18 protein-coding genes and 5 pseudogenes are annotated in these 21,446 nt (G+C 60.9%); 11 read left to right on the forward strand and 12 right to left on the reverse strand.

Going from position 1 to position 21,446, the window contains the following annotated elements:
• Window positions 1–642: 642 nt before the first annotated feature.
• The 7 genes and pseudogenes from GV035_RS04865 to GV035_RS04880 form a co-directional block, all read right to left on the reverse strand.
• Window positions 643–1,419 (reverse strand): nuclear transport factor 2 family protein, encoded by a 777-nt coding sequence (locus GV035_RS04865; protein ID WP_236572432.1) that lies wholly within the window; start codon window positions 1,417–1,419, stop codon window positions 643–645.
• Complete coding sequence (locus tag GV035_RS29275) at window positions 1,419–1,646, reverse strand: NAD-binding protein (RefSeq protein WP_236572433.1); 228 nt, start codon at window positions 1,644–1,646, stop codon at window positions 1,419–1,421. The genes GV035_RS04865 and GV035_RS29275 overlap by 1 nt, the downstream gene beginning before the upstream one ends.
• Complete coding sequence (locus GV035_RS29280) at window positions 1,643–1,753, reverse strand: hypothetical protein (protein ID WP_442859518.1); 111 nt, start codon at window positions 1,751–1,753, stop codon at window positions 1,643–1,645. The genes GV035_RS29275 and GV035_RS29280 overlap by 4 nt, the downstream gene beginning before the upstream one ends.
• A complete protein-coding gene (locus GV035_RS29285) occupies window positions 1,740–2,015 on the reverse strand; it encodes a hypothetical protein (protein ID WP_236572577.1) in 276 nt (91 codons plus the stop codon). The genes GV035_RS29280 and GV035_RS29285 overlap by 14 nt, the downstream gene beginning before the upstream one ends.
• Window positions 2,016–2,061: 46 nt before the next feature.
• A complete protein-coding gene (locus GV035_RS29290; RefSeq protein ID WP_236572542.1) occupies window positions 2,062–2,163 on the reverse strand; it encodes an NAD(P)-binding domain-containing protein in 102 nt (33 codons plus the stop codon).
• A gap of 244 nt (window positions 2,164–2,407) precedes the next feature.
• A pseudogene (locus GV035_RS29820) lies at window positions 2,408–2,947 on the reverse strand (alpha/beta hydrolase); the annotation flags it as partial.
• Window positions 2,910–4,607, reverse strand: coding sequence for a flavin-containing monooxygenase (locus GV035_RS04880; RefSeq protein WP_159833890.1), 1,698 nt, complete (start codon window positions 4,605–4,607; stop codon window positions 2,910–2,912). The pseudogene GV035_RS29820 and the gene GV035_RS04880, both read right to left, overlap by 38 nt.
• A 497-nt stretch (window positions 4,608–5,104) precedes the next feature.
• On the opposite strand from GV035_RS04880, the gene GV035_RS04885 reads away from it, so the two are divergent.
• From GV035_RS04885 to GV035_RS04910, 7 genes and pseudogenes are all read left to right on the forward strand, one after another.
• Entirely contained in the window at window positions 5,105–5,956 is an 852-nt protein-coding gene (locus GV035_RS04885) for an IclR family transcriptional regulator (RefSeq protein ID WP_236572435.1), read from the forward strand.
• Window positions 5,935–6,714, forward strand: a complete 780-nt coding sequence (locus tag GV035_RS04890; RefSeq protein ID WP_159833891.1) for an IclR family transcriptional regulator — start codon at window positions 5,935–5,937, stop codon at window positions 6,712–6,714. Before GV035_RS04885 ends, GV035_RS04890 begins: the two co-directional genes overlap by 22 nt.
• 286 nt (window positions 6,715–7,000) lie before the next feature.
• Entirely contained in the window at window positions 7,001–7,411 is a 411-nt protein-coding gene (locus tag GV035_RS29300; protein WP_236572436.1) for a carboxymuconolactone decarboxylase family protein, read from the forward strand.
• Window positions 7,326–7,742 (forward strand): carboxymuconolactone decarboxylase family protein, encoded by a 417-nt coding sequence (locus tag GV035_RS29305; RefSeq protein WP_236572437.1) that lies wholly within the window; start codon window positions 7,326–7,328, stop codon window positions 7,740–7,742. The genes GV035_RS29300 and GV035_RS29305 overlap by 86 nt, the downstream gene beginning before the upstream one ends.
• Window positions 7,743–7,969: 227 nt before the next feature.
• Window positions 7,970–8,371 carry an MmgE/PrpD family protein gene (locus tag GV035_RS29310; RefSeq protein ID WP_236572543.1) on the forward strand — a complete coding sequence of 134 codons (402 nt, stop codon included), beginning with the start codon at window positions 7,970–7,972 and terminating at the stop codon, window positions 8,369–8,371.
• Window positions 8,372–8,629: 258 nt separating this feature from the next.
• On the forward strand, window positions 8,630–9,043 hold the full coding sequence (locus GV035_RS29315) for a hypothetical protein (RefSeq protein ID WP_328698913.1): 414 nt from the start codon (window positions 8,630–8,632) through the stop codon (window positions 9,041–9,043).
• Window positions 9,044–9,068: 25 nt separating this feature from the next.
• Window positions 9,069–9,642: pseudogene (locus GV035_RS04910) on the forward strand (DUF2889 domain-containing protein).
• Between the two features lie 202 nt (window positions 9,643–9,844).
• Here GV035_RS04910 and GV035_RS04915 read toward each other — a convergent pair.
• Entirely contained in the window at window positions 9,845–10,597 is a 753-nt protein-coding gene (locus GV035_RS04915; RefSeq protein WP_159833892.1) for an SDR family NAD(P)-dependent oxidoreductase, read from the reverse strand.
• 735 nt (window positions 10,598–11,332) lie between these two features.
• Here GV035_RS04915 and GV035_RS04920 point away from each other — a divergent pair.
• Window positions 11,333–12,522: pseudogene (locus GV035_RS04920) on the forward strand (acetyl-CoA hydrolase/transferase family protein).
• A 1,075-nt stretch (window positions 12,523–13,597) separates the two neighbouring features.
• Here GV035_RS04920 and GV035_RS29905 read toward each other — a convergent pair.
• A pseudogene (locus GV035_RS29905) lies at window positions 13,598–14,180 on the reverse strand (acyl-CoA dehydrogenase family protein); the annotation flags it as partial.
• Window positions 14,181–14,413: 233 nt separating this feature from the next.
• Complete coding sequence (locus tag GV035_RS04930) at window positions 14,414–14,644, reverse strand: hypothetical protein (RefSeq protein WP_159833893.1); 231 nt, start codon at window positions 14,642–14,644, stop codon at window positions 14,414–14,416.
• An 822-nt stretch (window positions 14,645–15,466) separates the two neighbouring features.
• Between GV035_RS04930 and GV035_RS04935 the strand changes: the two genes are divergently transcribed.
• Window positions 15,467–16,360, forward strand: a complete 894-nt coding sequence (locus GV035_RS04935; protein WP_159833894.1) for an alpha/beta fold hydrolase — start codon at window positions 15,467–15,469, stop codon at window positions 16,358–16,360.
• A 37-nt stretch (window positions 16,361–16,397) separates the two neighbouring features.
• Here GV035_RS04935 and GV035_RS04940 read toward each other — a convergent pair whose 3' ends face one another.
• Both GV035_RS04940 and GV035_RS04945 read right to left on the reverse strand, forming a co-directional pair.
• Entirely contained in the window at window positions 16,398–16,811 is a 414-nt protein-coding gene (locus tag GV035_RS04940) for a YybH family protein (RefSeq protein WP_159833895.1), read from the reverse strand.
• 572 nt (window positions 16,812–17,383) lie between these two features.
• A complete protein-coding gene (locus tag GV035_RS04945; protein WP_159833896.1) occupies window positions 17,384–18,652 on the reverse strand; it encodes an IS256 family transposase in 1,269 nt (422 codons plus the stop codon).
• 1,545 nt (window positions 18,653–20,197) lie between these two features.
• Between GV035_RS04945 and GV035_RS29330 the strand changes: the two are divergent.
• Both GV035_RS29330 and GV035_RS04950 read left to right on the forward strand, forming a co-directional pair.
• A pseudogene (locus GV035_RS29330) lies at window positions 20,198–20,518 on the forward strand (sugar ABC transporter substrate-binding protein); the annotation flags it as partial.
• A gap of 369 nt (window positions 20,519–20,887) precedes the next feature.
• On the forward strand, window positions 20,888–21,391 hold the full coding sequence (locus GV035_RS04950) for a CHAP domain-containing protein (RefSeq protein ID WP_159833897.1): 504 nt from the start codon (window positions 20,888–20,890) through the stop codon (window positions 21,389–21,391).
• Window positions 21,392–21,446: the final 55 nt, after the last annotated feature.

Raw genomic sequence — 21,446 nt, forward strand, 5'->3', positions numbered from 1 at the left:
CGACCAGCGCTCAAGCAAAGTCGCTCCTCAATGGAAAGCGGCTGGATGGGTATGCAATCTGCTGCTTGCCGCTCAACGCTCCTAAGGAACGCATATCCCGGGACGCTAAACGGGAGCCTTTTTAAAAAGCTTTGAGCGCGTTACGACACCTATGAGAATCACGAATTGCAACGAAGCACCGTCTATGATCGCGAGATCGTCGAACTGCATGTGAGCAGCGACTCAAGCGCGCCCACCAGGTCCCGGCTATCGAGCGGTCCATAACACGCGAGGCGCATTGTGCAGATGACGATGCGACACGCGTCAGGCCTTCTCGCGTATAAGCGTTGGAGTTCACATTTCGCTGTCGTACGTTGTCTCTGCCCCTCGATGTCGCGGTTCTTTTTACCGCCGGCTGCTTGCCGCGCAATCCAAGCTGCGTTGGCCGATCTAATGTTTGTTTGTAGAATTACAGCATTCGGTTCTCGTGAGCCAGCGAATTCAATGGATAATCAACCGCGGCCACGTGTTGCCATTTCGCCTCGTGAACTCGGGCAACAGGATCTGGCTCTGCTGCGTGCGCGGGCCGAAGCGGAAAAGAACCCGATCCGAGTGAGCTGACCGGACGTTCAGGCCTGCCAGTGCGTAACGCAGATGACGTGACTATTCCAGCCCTGCTTCGGCACGTACGGCGAAGACGGGGTCCTGCCTGTCACGCCTGCCGAGCACCCAAGCAGGATTGAGTCCGCCATCGAGCGATCCGCCGAGTTCCGTGCGGATCGTATCGAACACCGTCCGCCGCCGTACGACACGCCACTCGCCGTCACGCTTTTCGAACCGGTCTACATACCGTCCGACTACTTCGACTCGCATGTTCTCGCGACTGTCGGCATGCTGCGCGTCAAGCATGGCGCGCTGGCTGCCGGCATCCGGTCCCATCTGCAAATTCGCCACGAAGTACGTCTCCACTGCGGCGACGCGATCGGACGCCAACTCGATGAGGCAGTTGCCGAGCAGATGCGTGGATTTGGCAAAGCTGCTCGCATCGTGCTTCTCCCGGACGAACGCGATGAAATTGTCACGCGAGCCGCTGAAATCAGCGTGATCGTCGTAGCCGTCTTCGAAGAACGTCGCGCGGACCAGTTCCCATTCACGTCGATCCACACCGCGCGCGTAACGCAGCAAGACATCGCGGATCTGGTCTTTGTCGATCAGGCGCTGGAGGTCATCGGTCATGTTTGTATTTTCTCCCAAAATCTCTCGGGCACCGGAACGATGCCCGCGTTGCGTCGTTAAGGAACGGTTGTTTCTGACAGCCGTTCCGTTCATTTCCGCGATATACCGCAGGATGGGCGCCAAATCCTCTCTGCCTTGCCCCGCTTCGTAGGCTGCGTGCCAGACGTCCCGCGCTCGTCCGATCGTCGGCATGGCAATGTCCATCAGCCGAGCGTCATGTCCTTCTCGATGATGGAAAGCGCCGCACCGTAGTCATACGTTCCGGCGACGGCGCGCGTCAGCATCTTCGAGCACGCGAAGCTATGGCCCGTGCCCGCATCGAGCAGCCGCAGCATCATGTCGGGATCGAGCCCAGCTTTTGCGCCCATGGCCAGCCCTTCTGAACAGACCACCATGTTGGTTGCCATGATCACATTGTTGACGATCTTCATGACTGCGCCATGCCTGGGCGTTCGCCCATCACGAACACGTGCTTGCCAACGAGCGCGAGCAAAGGCGACACCTGCTCGATGAGCCGTGGCGCGTCAGCCGCCAGCATGGTAAGCGTCCCCGCGCGAGCTGCGGGCGGTCCGCCCGAGACAGGCGCATCCACGATATCGATGCCCTTTCCCCGCGAGTCCGCTGCCGACCTGCTCGATCATGTCCTGACCGATGGTCGACGTTTCCACGTACAGACGGATGGCAGAACCGTGCGAGACGCCATTGGTCCCGAGACCCACTGCGAGAGACACCTCCGTGCTGGGCAGGCACGCGAACACGATGGATGCGGCGTCGGCCACGGCACGCGGCGAATCGTGCACGACCGCGTTGCCGACGACGAACGGCGCGAGCCCGGCCGGCGGCGGGTCACGAACATGCAGCCCGAAAGCCCTGTCCGAGCAAGCGTTCGGCCATCGGCCCTCCCATCTGGCCCAGACCCAGGAAGCCGACGTCTTCTGCGAGTTTCATGCAAACCTCGAGTCATCGTTGGTCGTTCGCTGACGCGTTCATCGTCGAGCGAACCCATTGCGCTGAGCGCAGGAGTCCTTCCTTTGCTTTTGCACACGCCAGGTCCATGCGGAATAATCCATGAATCATCCCTTCGTAGCGCCACAGCGTGACCGGTACGCCGGCGTTGAGCAAGGGATGCGCACACCATGCGCGCCGCATCGATGGGCAGCGCTTTGGCATGTTGCGCGACCCAGCGGAGCGCATCACAGTCGTCGACTGCGGCCGGGAACGAGTGCTCGGGCGCCAGCCGATAATCCAGAGCGATCAGGGCGGCGCCGCTTCCTTCGCAAAGATCGCGACAGACGTGATTGTGCGTGTCGAGATTGCCGATGACGAATCCGCCGCCGTGAAAGAACAGCGTCACGCCGTCGCTCGGCCGCTCCTGAGGACGATAAAGCCGCGCGCCCAGTACCCGCCCTTTCAGCGGCACCTGGAGATCGATGACTTCGCCAACCGCTGTGCGCCGTTCGAGCGGCGGATAAACGAGACTCGCGCGCAACGCCGCGACGGACATGCATTCCATCCGCGGCGCAGATTCGAGCGCGCCGAGAATGAGCGCGACTTCAGGATCGAGTGGCATCGTTCGCTCCTTCAGCATCAGGGTCACGCGTGGCGGCTTCGAGTCTCGACGGCATGGCTGTCTCGTTTTGCCAGCCACATCGAAAAGCGCGCCCGATTTTTGTGCCGGCGCCCGTACGCGCCGCTCATACCGCGCCGCCCAGCAAGCCCGCCTCGGCGACATGGGTGGCCTCCGTGCTGCAGACGCGCGCCTCAGCGCGGGTTTGCGCGCGCGACATCACGAAACCGGGATACCCCGCTGCCGCGATCTCGTCGCACTTGCGCCGATAGGTGCCGTGCCCGCCCAGATAAGGCAGGAACACATGTGGCTTTCCCGGAACGTTCGCGCCGGTATACCACGAGTTCGCCTTGAGATACAGCGTGTTCGCCACGACGTCCTGGACATGCTGCATCCAGTCTTCTTCGGCTTGCGGTATCGCATCCATCCGCTCGATCGCGTTGTTTCGCAGATACGTCATGCACGCGGCAATCCAGTCGATGTGCTGCTCGATGCTCATCGACATGTTCGCGAGCGGTCCGGGGCTGCCCGGGCCGGTTACCGTGAAGAGGTTGGGAAATCCGCTCGTCATCAGGCCGATGTATGTCTTCGCGCCGCTTGCCCATTTATCCGTAAGCTGGCGGCCGTTCACGCCGCGCACGTCGATATGCGTCAGCGCGCCGGTCAGCGCGTCGTAGCCGGTCGCGTAGATCAGCACGTCGAGTTCGTGCACGCCATCGCTGGTCGCGATGCCCTCGGGCACCACGCGCTCGATCGGCGTCTGCTTCAGGTCGACCAGCGTCACGTCGTCGCGGTTGTACACGCTGTAGTACGTATCGCCGAGACAGGGGCGCTTCGTGCCGAATGGAAAGCCGCGCGGCATCAGTTTTTCCGCGACGTCCGGCTTCTTCACCGTCTCGCGGATCTTGCCGCGTATGAATTCGGCGACCGTCTCGTTCGAAGCCTCGTTCGACAGAATGTCGCCGTAGCACATGCGAAAGCCCAACAACTGGCTATTTTCCCAGGCGTTTTCGTACTTCCGGCTGCGCTCGTCCGGCGTTGCGTCGAGTGCCGATTCGACCGGAAACGGCACGGCGATACCGAAGCGCGTGAGGCGGCTGATCGCTCGCCGCTCGGCGTAGGTCGCTCGCACGCGGGCGCGCATCTCCGGCGTCAGCGGATGATTCTTCGCCGGCACGACATAGACGGCCGTGCGCTGAAACACGGTCAGATGTGCGCACTTGCCTGCAAGCGCCTGAATGACCTGAATGCCCGACGAACCCGTGCCGATCACGCCAACGCGCTTGTTGCTGAAATCGACTTCATGGTGAGGCCATCGTCCGGTGTGATAGCTTTCACCCTTGAACGCATCCAGTCCCGCGATCTCGGGCGGCTTGGGCACGGAAAGCACGCCGGTTGCCGGCACGAAGAAGCGCGAGCGCGTGACCTTGCCATCCGAAGTCGTCACGACCCAGAGATTCTCGCGTTCATCGAACACGGCCTTATCGACTCTCGTGCTGAAGCGGATATGCTGGCGCAACTCGAAACGATCGGCCACGTGGTTCAGGTATTTCATCAGCTCCGATGATGCCGGGTATCGCTCCGGCCAGTCCCACTCGTCCTGCAGTTCCGGCGAGAAAGAGTACGAATAGTCCCAGCACTCGAGATCGACGCGCGCACCGGGATAGCGATTCCAGTACCACGTGCCGCCCACGCCATCGCCCGCTTCGAATGCCTGTACGGCGAATCCCGCATCGGTCAGACGCTTGACCGCATACAACCCGCCGAATCCAGCGCCGACCACGACCGCGTCCAGAATCGCCGGGTCGTTATTCTGTTTAGTCATTTCCTTTGTCTCCTGAAAGTGCTGCTGCCCTGTGCTTCTATTTGATGACCGTAGGCGCAGTCGCAGCAATCACGGCGGCAGAGGTCTGCCGTACTTTGGAATCCAGACGCCTCTCTCCGGAAGCGGACCGCGCGCGCTGCGATTCGCTTCCAAAGTACGGAAAACGAGTTATGGGCCAGTTGACGATGGGTGCTTTGCCTCTCCATCTTGGAGCTGGACGTGAAGGCTGCACGGGCGGTCAGCATTTCGCCTGATGGCCGGTATTTCGCATGGAAGCCGCGCGAACGCCGTCAAGGTTTGCGAGCAGTCTCGGTCGCGGAATGGCCGTTTCGCAATGCAGGCTTCGAGGTAGCCGCGGTCATAGTAGGATGGAGAAAAAATAAAGCAGCATCACGGAGACGCGCATGTCAACCGCAAGGTCCCTGCCCCCGCATGCCAGCGCACGCTCGCGCAACGGTCCGCACGGCGTCGACACCGCTTGGCCCCGGCCGTCTAGCGTGAAACGTGAAGAGAGCGATGTCCTCGTGACGCCGCTTGCCCGCGGCCTGTCGATATTGTCGGTTTTCGGTCCCGACAAGGCGTGGCTCGGCAACCGCGAGATTGCGCTCGCGACCGGACTTCCCGCTCCGACTGCATTGCGTCTGCTGCGCTCGCTCGTCGCGCTTGGCTATCTCCATCACGACAAGGACAGCCGGAAGTACGCGCTTGCGCCCGCATCGCTGGCGCTGGGATATGCGGCAATCGTCGATCCCGACATGCTGCGCCTTGCGCGCAAGGAAATGGGCAAATTCGCCGACGCGACCGACACCTATCTCCTGCTCGGCGCCCGCGACCGTCTCGACGTCATCATTCTGGAAACGCAAGTCGGCAAACGCGTGGTGCTCGATCTGCGGCTTTTTCCGGGCATGCGCATGCAAATGGCGTATTCGCTGATGGGCTGGACGTTGCTTGCCATCCTTCCGGAAGAAGAGCGGATTTATTTGCAGAAGGAGATCGAACGCGCGACAGGCATCACCTTGCCTGCTTCGATTCGACGCCGGATGAGTGACAAGATCGCGGAGGTTCGCGCGCTGGGCTTCGGTACGCTGCATGGCGAGTGGGAACCGGAGCTTGCGTGTGTCGCCGCGCCCGTCCTGATGCCCGGCCGGCCACCCTGGGTGCTCGGCTGTGTCGGCCGCACTGCGCGCATGGCCCAAACTCGCATCGAACTCGAACTCGGGCCGCGGCTCGCTGCAACCGCGCAAGTGTTGCAAGCGCACGCGCTGAAACGCGCTGAAACGCACCTGAGCGCCGCGACCGCCGCCACAACCACATCGCCGGAACCGACATGCCCACTGCACCGCCCGTAACGCTGACGCTCAATCGCGGGCTACAACTGCTTCGCGCCTTTCATGCCGATCGCGCCCCGCTGACAAACGGCGAGCTGGCGAAGCGAACGGGCATGTCCCGCTCATCGGTGTCACGACTCATTGCGACGCTCATTCATGTGGGATTCGTTCGTCGCGTTGCGGGCGGTCGCGAGTTCGAACTGGCGACCGGCGCGTTTGGCGTCGGGCACGCCTATCTGTCGACCAATCCCATCACGGGAGCGGCCGAACCACTCATGCAGCACCTCGCCGATCGGCTCGACGTCTCGGCCGCGCTCGCCGTGCCCGATCATCTCGACATGCTGTACATCGCATACCGGTACGCCGCGGGCGTTTCGACGCTGCAACTACGCGTGGGGTCGTTGCTGCCGATGGGCGTGACGGCGATCGGTCGTGCCTGGCTCTGGAGACAGCCTGAAGCTTCGCGGAATCAATATGTCGAGCAACTGCTGGCGGCGGCCGGTCCGAAAGCCGGGCAACTCCGGACGTCGATCGAATCGTCTTTCCGTGATCTCGATGCGAACGGCGTGTGCATGGCGGTCGGGGAATATCAGCGCCACGCATATGGCATCGCCTTGCCGGTCGCGCTCGGTCGCCCGCGGAACGAGATGGCGCTGAGTTGCGGAGCGGTCGATGTCGCCTGCGACATCGCGTCGATCAGAGCACGCGTCGTGCCGGCGCTCAAGGAGACCGCGCGAGAGCTGGAGTCGCTGCTCGGCGATGCCCGAACCCGCCCCTGATGTTCGTACCTGGGTCCGGCCCCGTCCGCGTCAGCGATTCAACGGCGCGCCGATGAAGCTCGGCTCCGCGGCTAGCGATAAAATGCGGTGCCCACGCCTTGCGTCGCGGAATAACCGCTCTCATGTGCTTCAACATCGCGCACGCTTCATACCTCCCGTCGTTCCATAGTACCGAAGGGACGCACGGGCGTGGTTGCCCGCGCCCGAATTCAGGATTCAAATCGGGTACAGCCTGCTGAGCGTCGTCCACGCATTGCTACAAAAGAGGCATTGCACAGGACACGCCATGCCGGACACCGCAGCGCTCAAAAACGGATTCGAACTGTTCCACGGCTTCTGGAGCAACGCGCTCGCACTCGCATTGCATGAGAGTCCGGACTTGTTCAATGACTATCTCGTCACGGCGAAAGTCGCGCTAGAATTCGGCCACCTTGAGCGCAAGCTATGCGACTTCGTGATGCTGGCGGCAAGCGCAAGCGTCACCCATCTGAATCGCGAGGCCATCACGCTGCACATCGAAGGCGCCACGCGGCATGGCGCCACGCGCGAAGAAATACTCGAGGTCCTGCAGATCGCCTCGGTACTGGGCATCCATTGCCTACATGGTCGGTGTGCCAATTTTCTTCGACGAACTCGCCGCTGCCAGAACATCGCTCGACGCGGTGTTCCCGCTCGACCAAGCATTCGAGCGCGTTAAGCCGCGATTCACCGAGCAGCGCGGCTACTGGAGCGATCAGTTGCAATCGATGGTGCGCAGCTCACCCGCGTTGTTCGAGGGCTATACCGCCTTTTCCTCGACGCCGTGGAGAGCCGGCACGCTCGCACCCGTTGGCAAGGAACTGCTGTACGCGGCGATCGACGTTTCGACGACGCACCTCTTCGAACCCGGCGTGCGCATCCATACACGCAACGCGTTGCGCTACGGCGCGACGCCTGCGCAGATTCTGCAGGCGGTGCAGATCATCAGTTGCGTCGGGATGCAAAGCTTCTTGATGGGCGCGCCGCAAGTACGGCCGGCCACGAAGTAGGCGCGGCGGCTCGCGGGAATAATCCGATCCCTGACGCACCGGCCTGCGCTTGTGCTTCGAAGAAATAGACCGGTGTGGAGACTGAACGAATGTCCGAAGGCCCAGCTTCGACTCAGGGTTTGACGTTGAAGATCGCCGAACATGTCACGCGCGTCGCCAATTCGCAGCGCGATCCTAGCGACACCTAGGCGCTGCGTCGACTGTTTCTCGATAACTTCATCGTATCGCTGTGGGGCAGAACGCGGCCCGCGGCCAGTGCGATCGCGGGTTGGTCAAAACGGTTCGCCGGGTCGGGGCCGAGCCCGGTCCCGGGCGGGGACTGGACGACGGACCCGTCGATCGCCGCACTCGTGCACGGCACGGCCGCACACAGCTACGAACTCGACGACACGGCACGACGAAACTGCGAGCCATCCGGGCTGTGTGATTATTTCGGCGGCACTCGCCGTCGGCTGCACCACCGGGCATGTCAAGCCGATCTGTTCCGCGCGGTGACGGCGGGGTACGAAGCGATGGCCCTGATCGGCTGCACCGCAGGCGGAACGGAAACGGTGCATCACGGTTTACATCCGACCTCCGTATACGGCGCGTTCGGTGCCGCGACCGCGTGCATCGCGCTGTTTGCGTAATCGGCACGGCGTACTCGTCGCACAGGAAACGATAGTGGCCGCCTGGGGTCACGCGCTATCGCAGGCGTGCGCGAGATCCATGCAGATTTACAAATCAGCATGAAGCCTTTACTCGTGTTGCCGGCTCTTTCACTCCACCATCGATGCGCTTCCAAGATCACCGACCGCTTCAGCGTGCCGCTGTCCTCGATCGCCGAGACCGTGGTCAGCGGGCCGCGGCTAATCGCGGAACAGCACATGACGCCCGCGAAGTCCACGATGACCGCGCAGTACAGTTGCCCCTACATCGTGGGCGCGCCGCTCGCTTACGGACCCGCCCGATACGATGCCTATGGCGAGGCTTATCTCGACGATCCCGCCGTTCGTTCAGTGGCCGACAAGGTGCGCTTCGAAATTAGCGAGGACATCGAACGGAAGTATTATCAAAGCAGTTCGCGACCGGCGCGAGAATTTGCTTTGCCGACGGCGCCACGCGATCCTGCATCGTGGCGGATAGCGTCGGAACGCCGCGAAAGCGGATGTCGCGGGAGCAAATCATCGCGAAGGCGGACGGACTCGCGTCGCAAGGCCGGTTGCTCTCGGGGACATGCTCGCAGACGTGATATGGGGTGGCAGGGATGCACTCGCGCTTGCGCATGCCCTGACCGCCGGTATCTGAACAAGGGTGAATAGAGCAAGTCAAAACTGGAGCGGAAGTATGGCCCGTAATCACGATTTCGATGCAGAATCGATCACGCGCGAAGAGCTTCATCTACGACAGCTCGAGATGCCAGGCTATCGACGCAGCGATGGTTTGTTCGAGGCAAGCGCAAGCCTCGTGGATCGCAGGACGAGCGACTTCACGCCCCCCGGGCGGCGCGCGTCTGGTAAGCGATCAGGCGCCCATTCACGATCTTGGCGTTACACCGGTGTTCGACGAGGACATGGTCGTTCGCGAGGTCCATACGTTCATCCGGTCTCATCCGTATGCACCGTGTCACGGTGGCGGCGACACCCTCCAGGCTTTGGTCGGCTTGCGCATCGGAGCGGGCTGGAACACCGAGGTGCGCAAGCGTCTGCCATCCGGCGATACGTGCACGCATTTGAAGGAATTGCTCGGGCCACTCGCGAGCGCCGCGTTTCACACCATGGTCACCGAACGCCCGTCCGGATTGACTGAGCGTGACGAAAAGGGCAAGCCTCGCAAGATCGATAGCTGTCACGCGTACGGCGCATCGCGCGAACTGGTCAAGACGCTATGGCCCGAGTACCACACACTGAAGAAGATATAACTGAGCCAAGTGGCGCTCGGCATGCAGGTTGCCGTGACGATCTGCTTCAGCCGGGAGTGACCGCTACGCCGTTCGCTCGGTCCCGGAGGTAGCCGCCCACGTATGGCATCGATACTCGCGGCTTGCCGGGGATGTTCGCGCCGTGGCACCACGACTCCGCAACGCGACGCGACGTTGACGATCGCGCCGCGACTAGTGCCGATCAGTAAATGGTGACGCCGCTGTCCACGGGAATGATCTGTCCCGTCGTGCGACGCGACTCGTCCGAACCGAGATAGACCGCCACGTGGGCCATATCCGCGGGCTCACACGGACCGAGCAGGCACTGGTCCGCCAGCGTGCGCAGTTCCTCGCGTTCGTCGACCAGATGCCGAACGCGCTCAGAAAGCGTCAGCCCTGGCGCGATCGCGTTAACGCGTATCCGCGAAGCGGCATATTCCAGCGCCATCGAACGCGTCAGTGCATGGACGCCGCCCTTCGCCGCCGTGTAGCAATCGCGGTCACTCAGCGCCGTCAGCGCAACCATCGAAGAAAAATTGATGACGGCGCCGCCACCCGCTTGCTGCAGATGAGGAATGCCGTATTTGCAGACGAGAAACGTGCCGAACAGATCGAGTTTGATTGCCCGCCAGAATTCGTCTTCCGGCGCATCGGTAACTCGTGCGTCGTTCGGCGTGGAGCCGCCGGCGGTATTGCACAGGATGTCGATGTTCCCGAATGCTTGCGCCGCCCGCGCAAGACCGTCGCACACGTTCTGTCTATCGGTGACGTCGAGCCTGACCGGAATGATCCTGTCTCCGCCTCCGCTCGCCTTGGCCGCTGCTTCCGCGAGATTCTGGTGAATATCGCCTGCCAGCACCCGTGCGCCTTCGGCGACGAAGCGTTTGCAGACTTCGGTTCCGATGCCGCCCCCGGCGCCAGTCACGAACGCGACCTTGCCATCGAGTCTTCCCATTTCGAGCCTCCTTTATTACACCATGCGTCCATCGTCTCGCCGCACGCGCCGTATCGAGCACTGCGCAGACCTCCTCGGCAGAGCGGATCGGTCTGGGATTGCCGCGACGTTCGTGTGCCGCCACGCGGACCGAGCGACAAAAGACCGATCCGCGCGTGCGATGCTTGGGGTCGCGCAACCGGGATGGCAATCCAAGTCCGTCGCTGACCTGCGCACGACGTGTGACGACGTTCTTGCGTTGAAGCCGGCGCCATGGCCGTGCGCGAGCTCATGGTGCCGATGTTCGAGCGCGCGCATGGCACCGTCAATCGGGCCGGACGCCCTTTACCGTACTTTGAAACGGCGTCTGCCCTACCTTCCCACGGGTGGAGTTTCCGAACGCGCGTTCGTACTCCGTGCAGTGCGGAAAAACGCGGCCAGAAATGTTTCGACGCACGGAACAACGACGAGTCGCGCATTGACGCGTTCATGGCCGGCCCACAGGATCGCAGAACGCCGCCGATCGATCGTTCGGCGGAGCCCATGACTCCCGCGCCTGTCCGATGCGATCGTCAATCACATGTAAGCACGCCGGCTAATACGCAGGCCTTCATGCTCCGGATCGCTCGACATCGCAACTCAGCTCCTCTACGCATGAACGATGCCGAAACCGTGACACCGAATTCCGCGATCCATGGTCGTCGACCGGGCGACTACCGCGAACTTTGCGCGCTCATTCGTCCGGGCGATTCTGTGATGTGGGGTCAATCGCATGCGGAGCCGGTGACCCTCATGCGCGCCCTGGTTGCACAGCGAGAACAGCTGAAGCGAATCCGCCTCTTTCTCGGCATCGGTCTCGCCGACATACTCAGCCCCGAGCATGCCGACGCCTTCGATTTCCTCGCCTACTGCGGCACCGGAACCAACCGCAAGCTCGCGCGAGCGGGCGTGCTCGACATTCTTCCGGTGCATTATTCTCAGCTTCCGGAACTGATTCGCACCGGTCGGCTGCGGATCGACGTCGTCATGTTGCAGGTATCGCCGCCGGATGAACGCGGCCGATACAGCCTCGGGCTCGCCCGCGAGTACCTGGTCGAAGCAGTCAGGCACGCGCGCGCAATCGTCGCGGAAGTGCATCCCGACGTACCGTGGACCTACGGGGGCCCCTATCTCCAGGACAGCGACATCGACCTGCTGGTGGCGTCGGAAGCGTCGTTTCCGGACGCTCAGCCGGCCGAAGTGGGGCCGGTGGAGCAGACGATCGGGCGCCACGTCGCATCGCTGGTGGAAGACGGAGCGACTCTGCAGACGGGGATCGGTTCGATCCCGGACGCGGTGATGGCGCAACTCCACGACAGACGCGATCTCGGCGTGCATACCGGCAGCATCGAGACGGCATCGTGGCATTGTGCGAAGCCGGTGTCGTGACAAATGCGCGAAAGACCATCGATGTCGGAATCACCATCGGCGGAGTCATCATGGGCTCCGATCGCACGCGCCGCTCTGCGCACCGCAATCCTGCCCTTCAACTGCGCGGCACGGAATACACGCATGCCCCATCCGTGCCGCGCCGAATCGAACGCTTCGTCGCGATCAATTCGGCGGTGCAAGTGGACCTCACGGGCCAGGTGAACGCCGAAGCGATCGGCGACACATATGTCGGTGCGGTGGGCGGTGTCGGCGATTTCCTGCGTGCGGCGCAGCCCAGCCGGGGGGGCGTGCCCGTGGTTGCGTTGCCGTCGACCGCTGGCCCGCACAGCCGGATCGCGACGCGCGTCTCAGGGCCCGTAACGGTGCCGCGCAGCGATGCGTGCGTCATCGTCACTGAATACGAGATCGCCGATCTGCGCGGCCTGTCGATCGCCGAGCGCATTCCGAAGCTCATTGCCGTCGCTAATCCAGACCACCGTGAACGGCTGGCCCGCGAATGTGTTGCGGGCACTTGAGGAAGCGCGCTGATTTGCTTACACACGTTCACAGCGCGATCACGTCGAGACGGTCCCGCGAGCCGAGCACCTTGTAGGCTTCGCTCCCCACTTCACTGCATTCTAAGTCGCGCAAGCAGTTGAACGTTGGAATCCCGAGTCGGCGCGTAGTCCAGCGACAGTACCGCCGCAGCAAATCGATATCGACGCTACAACGAATAGCGCAGATACCTGAGCGCGACAAGCGAGCGCGCACTCCGCGAAGTCGTCGGCATCGGGAGTCCCGTTGTGGAGACGAACTCCTAGTTGCCGAGCCAGCCCTCTCGCGGTGCAAACGCGGCCGGTCGCCAGACTTCGCGCCAGCTGCAAGACCATGCCCGGCGATGCGCGCGCCTCTTGTACCTTCACTGTCGCCGATCGACGCATCGTACCGACTCGCGTCTTCATGCACTGTCGAACGTAGCTGCTCTCCGATTGGGCTGCGGCCACATCGATAGCTTCATTGTCTCTATCTTGCTTTCCGAGCGACGCATGTGCGCGGACTGATGAGTCATGGCCAAACGCCACGCATCGACGCGGACGCGCAACAAGCGTTCATCCGCTGCGTTGCATTCGATAGAGGCGCAAACCAGTCAGATCAAAGCCCTTTCATGCTCGGAAGCGAAGGATTACTTTACAGAATTCTCGACGACACCGGCGTAGCGCAGTGCGCCGAAGTACGGCACACAAGGTCGGTCGAAAAGGCGCCGTCGCAGTCGCTGGCCAAGATGCCCGTTATGGCTGAATGTAATCGACGCATCAGCGCGGCGCACTGCACATGCATTGCCGCACATTGCCGACGAGTGAAACTCCCTCAGTCGCGGTGATGAAAGAGCGGCGCGTGGTCCATCCAGTCGTACTGACCCGGGCCGCCCGTCCATGCCCAGTTCACGTTGTCGCGCCGTACGCGGCTCATATCCGCTTTGGCCGGCGATTGTTCGACGTGGATTGCCTTCTCATCCGCGGCGCGCTCTTCGGCAGGCCGCTGCGAGTTACTATGTTTGCTGAAATCTGTCATTGCATTCTCCCTAGGTGGCATTGGGCCCCCGAATCTGGCGCGGGCGATCACCAGTTGCTGGATCTGCGTTGTGCCGTCATACGTGCGGAACCGCCGCACATCGCGGTAAAAGCGATCAATGCGATACTCGGCCATCTAGCCAGTGCTGGCGAAAATCTGCACGGCCCGGTCCGCTACGCCGCCATACATCTTGCAGGCGAACAGCTTGGCGCGAGACGTCTCGGTGCTCACACCAGCTTTCGGCGCCCCGCCGCGCGGCGTACATCACAATTTAGCGGTCTGCATAAAATACGGCCTTGTCTACGGCCACCGTCGCCTGCACGATCCGAAAATCGGCGATCGGTTTGCCGAACTCCTTAGCTACGCTGCGTACGACAGCGCCATCGACAACATGCGTTCGGCCACCGTCAATCATCCCGCCGCGATGTGCATGCGGCCCTCGTCCAGGACCGTCATCGCAGTCTTGAAGCCCTGGTCTTCCTTCCCGCCGATCGGATTGACAGCCGGCATACGCGCGTTTTTGGAAATCACGGCGAAGGTATGTGCGCCCTTCTGAACGGTTTTTGTGTCGCTTACGTAAGCTGCCGGGCGTTTTCGCGTCGACCATGAGAGCCGAAATGCCGCCGAGCCTTCGTCCTCCAGATTGCCTGGCGCGATCATCGCCCGGAGGCGATGGCGGCGATCGTTGCCACATGTGCGGCGAGGTTTTCTACCCGACACGTTTGCGCGTTGGCACGCGGTCGCGGGTGTTCTACTAGTCCATGAAGCGTTCGGCGCATGCGCGGCGATGCCGTCAGCCTGACAGCCATGTTTCATTTGTAACGAGGACACGCGGCCGACCAGGTCTGCCGGCGACTAGGCGATGCGCATCGTCGCGTGACGCGGCAGCGGCGGGAATACATACCACGCGCCGTCCTCGTGCTGAAAGAACCAGATCGCGACGTCTCCCGTGGATGCTCTCGCGTCGATCCTCACACAGCGCCTGCAAGCCGTACGCCGAAGGAAGCGGATGCGCAACGGGATCGCCCGGTTCGGTGTGAGCCAGCTCTCGATCGCATCGCGCAAGGTCTTTCTCGTCACGTTCATTACTATCTCCTGCGTTCAGCCGCTCGCTTCAATGCTTTCTTCATTGCGCTCATCGTGCGGCCCGGCGCTATCGAGTGTCAACCACACCGATCATCAAGTTCCGTACTTCGACACGACAACAAGGCAAACGGCACGTGCTGGTCCAATACATCAATCCAGAGCTCCTTAGTCATTCGCTCGGCCGGGAGAGCAGGTACCGCGGACATTAGGCCCGCCTCGCAATGGAAGCGCCGACGCTGCAAGGCCAAGCACTGCCTGATGCAGGCGGACCTCGTCGATGATAAAGAGTCCGAACTCGCGCACTGCAGCCAGACCGCGATCCGCGCGACTAAAGAATTCGCACACTAACTGGATACGCACGGCATGTGGCATCTCTGACTCGCTTTCGATGCTCTACGCGCCGTGCTCAAACGCCACGTCGACGAGTTCGTTCGACGAAACGTGGTCGTAGAGCTAGCCGCCTCGAAAAGCGAGATCCGCAATCGAGCGCACGTAGTTGCGGTGTCGCGCTGCGTCAGGAAGGAGCGCCCCGCCATCCGCAGCAGCACCTCCCGTATCTGCGCTCGTATTTGCATTTTGCTTTCCGCGTCTCTCTGCTCCCCAACGTTCAGTTGTGCCGCCGTCGGGCGCGTGCCCCCCTATCTAACGCTCGGTTGGTATTTACCTCTTTCCATTCGCGCGAGCTACCGCGTCCATTCTACGGAACGATCAGCGGCCACGCGTTGACAATGCCGCCACCGTTGGACGACGCTTCGGGCTGTGACCTGCGGTTCGCCGCACGGCATCTTCCGCCGCACCTTACCCGCAATCAGAGGAATTCCGATGAAAAGCGTAAGCTCCGAGTCCTGCATACCGAAGCCAATGCATACATGGCGAAGTTCCGGAGGGGTCCGGTTAGCCGGCGACACGTGGGGCCCGCCTGACGGACCGCCCGTCGTTCTCCTGCACGGCGGCGGCCAGACCCGCCACGCTTGGGGCGGCACGGGCGAACGGCTCAGCCGTGCCGGATACTTCGCCATTGCTTACGACGCCCGTGGACACGGCGATTCCGACTGGAGCGCCGACGGCGACTACAGCCTCGACGCGCTTGCCTCGGACCTAATTTGCGTGCTCGCGGCCCTGGGCGTTCACCGCCCCGCGCTCATCGGCGCCTCGCTGGGCGGTGCGACGAGCCTCGTCGCGATCGCCGAGAAGCAGGTAGAGGCAAGCGCACTGATCCTCGTGGATATCGTGCCGTATTGCGAACCTGCGGGCGTTAATCGAATCCGCACATTCATGACACAGCACCCGGACGGATTCGGTTCCCTCGATGAAGTCGCCGATGCAATCGCTGTTTATAGGCCGTCGCAATCGCGCCATCGTAATCTCACCGGCCTGGCAAAAAACGTGCGGCTCGGCAATGATGGCCGTTACCGCTGGCACTGGGACCCGAAGTTCCTCGCAAGACCCATCGATCCTGACGCGCGCCACGTGCGTCTTGCCGACTCGGCAAGACGCCTTGCACTGCCCACCCTGCTCGTGCGTGGCGGCAGCTCCGATATCGTCAGTGAAGCCGGCGTGAAAGAGTTTATCGAACTGTGCCCCCATGCGGCATACGTGAACATCGCACAGGCGGGCCATATGGTCGCCGGGGATCGCAACGATCTGTTCGGCGACGCGGCCATAGCTTTTCTCGCGCAGCGGAACGGCGTCGCAAAGTCGGCCAGATTGGCGTAATCGGGCGGCCGGACGCCGTCGAGGCCGCTTCGCGCCCTCAGATCGGGGGCGACTCCGGAATGTTAGAAAAGTGGTGCTGGCGTATCTTCCACTCACCGTGCTCCCGCGCGATGACGAGCGTCGTTCGCAGCCGGGAACGCGACTGGCGGTCGCCGCCGAGCACGAATAGGAATTCGCCGAAGCCCTGCGCGAGAAAACAGTCATCCGTGATAAGGATGAAGTGCTGCTCCACCAACTCCAGCGTGGCTGATTCGATAACGCCTTCATACGAGGCGAAATATTCGCGGACCGCGCTTGCCCCTACAGCATGCGCGGGCCGTCCGCCGAAGAACAGCGCGTCGTCCGTGTACACCGCCGTCAGCGCGTCCGCGTTCCAGTCGCGCGCGGACATGTTCCACGAAGCCTGGACGGCACGCAGCGCCGAGCGGGCTCCATCAATGCTCCCCTGCATTGCATTGTCTCCTCATCGATTCAGTGATTTTCCGCCATAACGTCCGACAAGCTCGCGAAACCTCGCATCGCAGTTTCCACGCGCCAGCGGACGGTCGAGCCGCTCCCTTAGCATGATGTGCGCGCGCATTGCGGTCAATTCACCCGATCGTTCTGTTCCGTAGCCTGAAACTCGTGGCACTCATTGGCGGTTCGGTGTTTTCGGTGTGTTCGTCACGTTTTCGCGCCTCATCGAAGACAAAAAAGTTCCCAATGCCAAGACGTCGTCAGGTCTCCTCCCCGCAGTCGATACTTTCGAGTACTCAACTTCTGTCGTTCGTCGTTGGCGCGCATTGCCTTGAAATTGGGTATAAGCGGAACCGGCGGAAATTGGCGTCCGTCCTTTACAATAGACGATGCCCCACCCATGCACCGGTTGAGAAGCGCGGACGGGTTTCTCGTGGCTGGCGACTCGTGCGGCTACCCCGGCGGCATCCCGTGATTCTGCTGTGGGCCCGATGCGAAAACGTGCGGCCCTTGCCGGTACGCTTCGAGAGTTAATGTCAATTGTGGTGTTTGCAAGGCGCGGCCTGATCAGGCGGCAAGCGGTTGCTGAGCCGGTGTGCTGTCGGTCACCGGTAGACCGTCTTTGAATGGGACGCCTTCAAGCAGCGAGGCGATTTTTTGTGGCGCACGAATGCGCCGCCATGATTGTTCCGCCGACTCGATTAGCTTGAATGCAAGGCCAAGAAAGGTCGGACGCGATACGCAATTGCGCGTGAGGGTTGTTCGATGCCGAACGGTGGCAAAGGTTGACTCAATCGGATTGGTTGTTCGCAAGTGCTGCCAGTGTTCAGCGGGGAAGTCATAAAAGGCCAGCAGCTCGTCGCGATCCTTGGTGAGCTTTTCGGCCGCCTTCGGATACTTGGCCGAATAGGCGCCAGCGAAGCGGTCGAAAGCGGCGAGCGCTTCTTCGCGTGTGGCGGCTTGCCAAATCTGCTGCAGGCCGGCTTTGGCCCGACCGTGGTGTGATTTGGGCAAGGCGTTAAGAACGTTTCCAGTCTTGTGAAACCAGCAGCGCTGGTGCCGCGTCTTGGGAAACACTTCAGCCAATGCCGCCCACAGACCCATTGCCCCATCGCCGGCCGCGAGCAGCGGACCACTTTGTAGCCCCCGCGCTTTCAGGTCCAGCAAGAGCTCGCACCAGGCGTCCTTCGACTCCCGAAAGCCGTCGCCAATTGCCACACGCTCTTTCGTTCCGTCGGGCTTCACCCCGATGATGACCAACAGGCACTGGCCATCCGAATCGTCACTGCGCAGCCCCGTGTGTATGCCGTCGGCCCACCAGTAGATCCAGCGGGAGTTCGACAGATCGCGCTGATTCCAAAGCGCGTGTTCTTCGGCCCACTGAGCCTTCAGACGGCTGACTACGTTCGGCGAAAGACCCTTGGCTTCTTCACCCAACAGCACGCTCAGCGCCTCGCTCATGTCGCCGGTCGAGACGCCACGTAGGTACAGCCAAGGCAACGCCGCTGACACGCGGGGGGACTTCCGAATATAGGGCGGCACAATGTTCGAATTGAACTTCACGCCCGAGCCTGAGCGATCGCGAACCTTCGGCACCTGTACCGCGACCGGACCGATTGCCGTGACGACCTCGCGCTCCGGCAGGTAGCCATTGCGAATCACGGCGCGCCTCCCGTCGAGAGTCTTCACGTTATCGTAGCGTTCGAGCAATGTCGTCAACTCCGCCTCAATCGCTTGCTGGATGATCTGCCGCGCGCCTCGCTGAATCAAATCGTCAAGGCCGCTGGGAGGTGCTTCCGATTTACCCGAGCTCGTTTCTTCTGTAACCTTCTTCATTGGTGGTGGATTCCGGTTTAGCTGGTTGTTACCCTAGACGAGCAACATCCTCAGCTATACCGCCACCGCCTTCAAACCCCCGCCTCATCCAAACACCAGTTTCGACCATAACTCACGCTTCGACGGATTTCCCCACATTGATGCGGTACTGACGGCAAGGACAAAAACGCGCTTCAGAACACGACTATCAAGATAACTCGGGATTCTCTCAACCGCTCGGTCCACGAGCACAAACTTGCCCTATGGGAACCGCGCGGCACCCTCCTCTCCGAATGCCAATGCAAAGCGCAGTTCGATAGGACGTGCGTCTCGGATTCGGCCTTTGCGGACATTGAGGTCGGTCGCGTTCAGCGTCTGCACCCCGGTGGATTGCTGACCTTGCCGGCGTCGCGCGACGGGACAGCAGCTACCGCCGTCAGCGAACTTACCCTTACGACCCTTTGCGGACGCTCGGAAGGTCGCCGGTTCCAACGGCAGCTTCCACCGGGAACGGACAAATGAGCAATCCATATTGGCTCGTCTTCGGCGTAGCTTGACGTTCATCGTTCGCTGATCAAAAGACGCTCGCAGCGCTCTACCCCTGCGGCGTCAGGTCGTTTTGGTAATAAGAACAATGCGCACGTGCGGTTTCCTTGAATTTCGACCCTGACTAGGCGTGATGGTCTGGCTCTTGCTGCTTCAAGCAGTATCGGTTCCTTTCGATTTCGCCGGCCTCCCGAGTTCCGCTCACGACAATAATATGGGTGCGCTCGCCCATGGCACGGACTCCTTGGTAAAAGAAGTACGCGCTAGTACAACTTACTCGTTGACTTGCGCTGCTGCTTGCCGCCTTCGTTCGCGCGGGTGAGCGTGCAACAACACCCGCGCCTTTCGCGCTTGCTGCAGCAGTCCAGTTGTCAACCTCTAGCGAAAGTTTCCGGCCGGCGATCCGCCGCGCGCCTGATCACCACCTTTTTCGTGCGTGGTGATAAGCAGGGCAGTGGTGGTATCAATGAAGACTTGAGCGAAGTCTGCATCAACCGACAAGGCCGCAAAAGCGTCGGCTATATGCCCTCAGTAACCATCGGGAAAAGCCCATTTACAGGTAAGTCAGTTGTTTCCTCGCACACTCGTTGGCGACCACCATTCGTGTGTGTTACCTTGAAAACTCGGAAACAAACCCAGGTCGTCGATCGGACTATGGGAGACCATGATGGCATCTAGACGGATTTTTCTTAAGGCTGTGGCCACCGCACTTTCCAGTGTGCAAGCTGGAGAAAGCGATGCTGGACAGGAACCGTCTTTCAAACAATATTTGCTCAGCGCCATGTCCGAGCCGGACATACTCTTAGCGACTCGAAATGAACGAGAAGGGTTTGAGCGCGAATTCGAGTTATTCAATGGAAAAGCGCTAAGCGCACGCTACAAACCAGCTTCACGTCACGTGTCCAAAGATGCCAAAGACCTTATTGTGGCATTCGAAGTTAGCGATCAAAGGCTGTATGAAGCAAGATATCAGCAACCCGTTTGGCCCCATGGCAACTCCGGAGTGACTATAGGAGTACCGCGACACCCGGTCAGCTCGCTCTCGCCACTACAATCATGTCACCCGAACTTCAAGAGAAGTTTAGCTTATACCAGAACGCGATACCTGTCCGGCTTGATGTCCGGTTGGATAAGTTTGATGAGTGTGCAAAGGCTTCCTTGAAGGATGAGCGAGTTGCAATAACGGGACGCGCGTACGTTCCATCGCTTACTCACGGTATGGCCCAGAAGGATGATATTGTCGCGGCAATAACGGACGTAGTTACGAGATTTATGAACACTACTCAGGATTCCAAGAGTGCCGTTTCGTCACTTTGGCAGGCCGTCAAAAAGAGTCGCTAACCGATAGTGGGGCCCAGAAGGCACCCGCTTCGCCGCAGGTCAGCGCGGAAAAGATCGAACCGCAAAGTTGGAGAAAAGATGGATCTTCGTTCCCGGAATCGCCGGAGGTTTGTCAGGATTGCTTCAACTCTTCTAGCAACTGGTTCCCTGACACGAACGACTCTCGCCGACAACGCTGAACTGACGAAAGAAGTTCAAAAAGGCGATCTTGATCTTCCAGAGGAATATCTGCTGTAAGATCGCAAGAGTATCGCAGAAGCAAGTGGGACGAAAAAAGGCATCTTCGATCCAGTTCCTCCTCATTTTGGCGACCTTTTAGTTTTTGAAGCGCTGTCATGGGACGGGCGGAATAGAGGAGACAATCCCTACATGATCGCTTCACTGCTCGACCTATTTGAACTACCCGCTTCGATGGATGGAAAGCCGGTCCCATTCTGTGCTGCTGGCGTTTCGTATGTGGCAGCGATGGTCTATGCCAAGGCGTCCGCAGTGCGACAAGGCGTCAACCCGCCAAAGTATTCAGACACGGGCGCATTGGAGGGTTACCTTACCGAACTAGACCACGCGCACTTTTATCCGACACCGTCAGTGTACGACATGTATTTGGTGGCCATGGGCAAACGCCGTTGGGTCCTTGGTTCTGGCCTGAATCGTCCGAAGCCAGGCTGGATAGTCGTTTATTGCTGGACAGGAGGGAAGCCAGATCACGTAGGCATCGTCAAGGCAGCTAGAAACTCGTCAATCTCAACTATTGAATTCAATACTTCGCCGGCTCACGTCACTTCGACAGACCAAAGAAACGGCGGATACGTTGCGTCACGTGAGCGCCAATATCCGAGCAAGTATGTCAAAGGATTTATTCGGACTTGGTAACCGCGGCTGAGGACAATCGCTCGACCAGGTGCTTCCACATCAGCGGCTTTTAGGT

Origin of the sequence: Burkholderia sp. 8Y, from assembly GCF_902506145.1 — a bacterium.
Lineage (GTDB): Bacteria > Pseudomonadota > Gammaproteobacteria > Burkholderiales > Burkholderiaceae > Caballeronia.

Coding starts and splice junctions, on each gene's coding strand:
- GV035_RS29275 (WP_236572433.1), bottom strand. CDS start 1,646: ATGAAGATCGTCAACAATGTGATCATGGCAACCAACATGGTGGTCTGT.
- GV035_RS04945 (WP_159833896.1), bottom strand. CDS start 18,652: ATGAAGAAGGTTACAGAAGAAACGAGCTCGGGTAAATCGGAAGCACCT.
- GV035_RS04950 (WP_159833897.1), top strand. CDS start 20,888: ATGATCGCTTCACTGCTCGACCTATTTGAACTACCCGCTTCGATGGAT.
- GV035_RS29290 (WP_236572542.1), bottom strand. CDS start 2,163: ATGAAACTCGCAGAAGACGTCGGCTTCCTGGGTCTGGGCCAGATGGGA.
- GV035_RS04880 (WP_159833890.1), bottom strand. CDS start 4,607: ATGACTAAACAGAATAACGACCCGGCGATTCTGGACGCGGTCGTGGTC.
- GV035_RS29280 (WP_442859518.1), bottom strand. CDS start 1,753: ATGCTGGCGGCTGACGCGCCACGGCTCATCGAGCAGGTGTCGCCTTTG.
- GV035_RS04930 (WP_159833893.1), bottom strand. CDS start 14,644: ATGAACGTGACGAGAAAGACCTTGCGCGATGCGATCGAGAGCTGGCTC.
- GV035_RS29315 (WP_328698913.1), top strand. CDS start 8,630: ATGACCGCGCAGTACAGTTGCCCCTACATCGTGGGCGCGCCGCTCGCT.
- GV035_RS04890 (WP_159833891.1), top strand. CDS start 5,935: ATGCCCACTGCACCGCCCGTAACGCTGACGCTCAATCGCGGGCTACAA.
- GV035_RS29300 (WP_236572436.1), top strand. CDS start 7,001: ATGCCGGACACCGCAGCGCTCAAAAACGGATTCGAACTGTTCCACGGC.
- GV035_RS04865 (WP_236572432.1), bottom strand. CDS start 1,419: ATGGACATTGCCATGCCGACGATCGGACGAGCGCGGGACGTCTGGCAC.
- GV035_RS04935 (WP_159833894.1), top strand. CDS start 15,467: ATGAAAAGCGTAAGCTCCGAGTCCTGCATACCGAAGCCAATGCATACA.
- GV035_RS04915 (WP_159833892.1), bottom strand. CDS start 10,597: ATGGGAAGACTCGATGGCAAGGTCGCGTTCGTGACTGGCGCCGGGGGC.
- GV035_RS04940 (WP_159833895.1), bottom strand. CDS start 16,811: ATGCAGGGGAGCATTGATGGAGCCCGCTCGGCGCTGCGTGCCGTCCAG.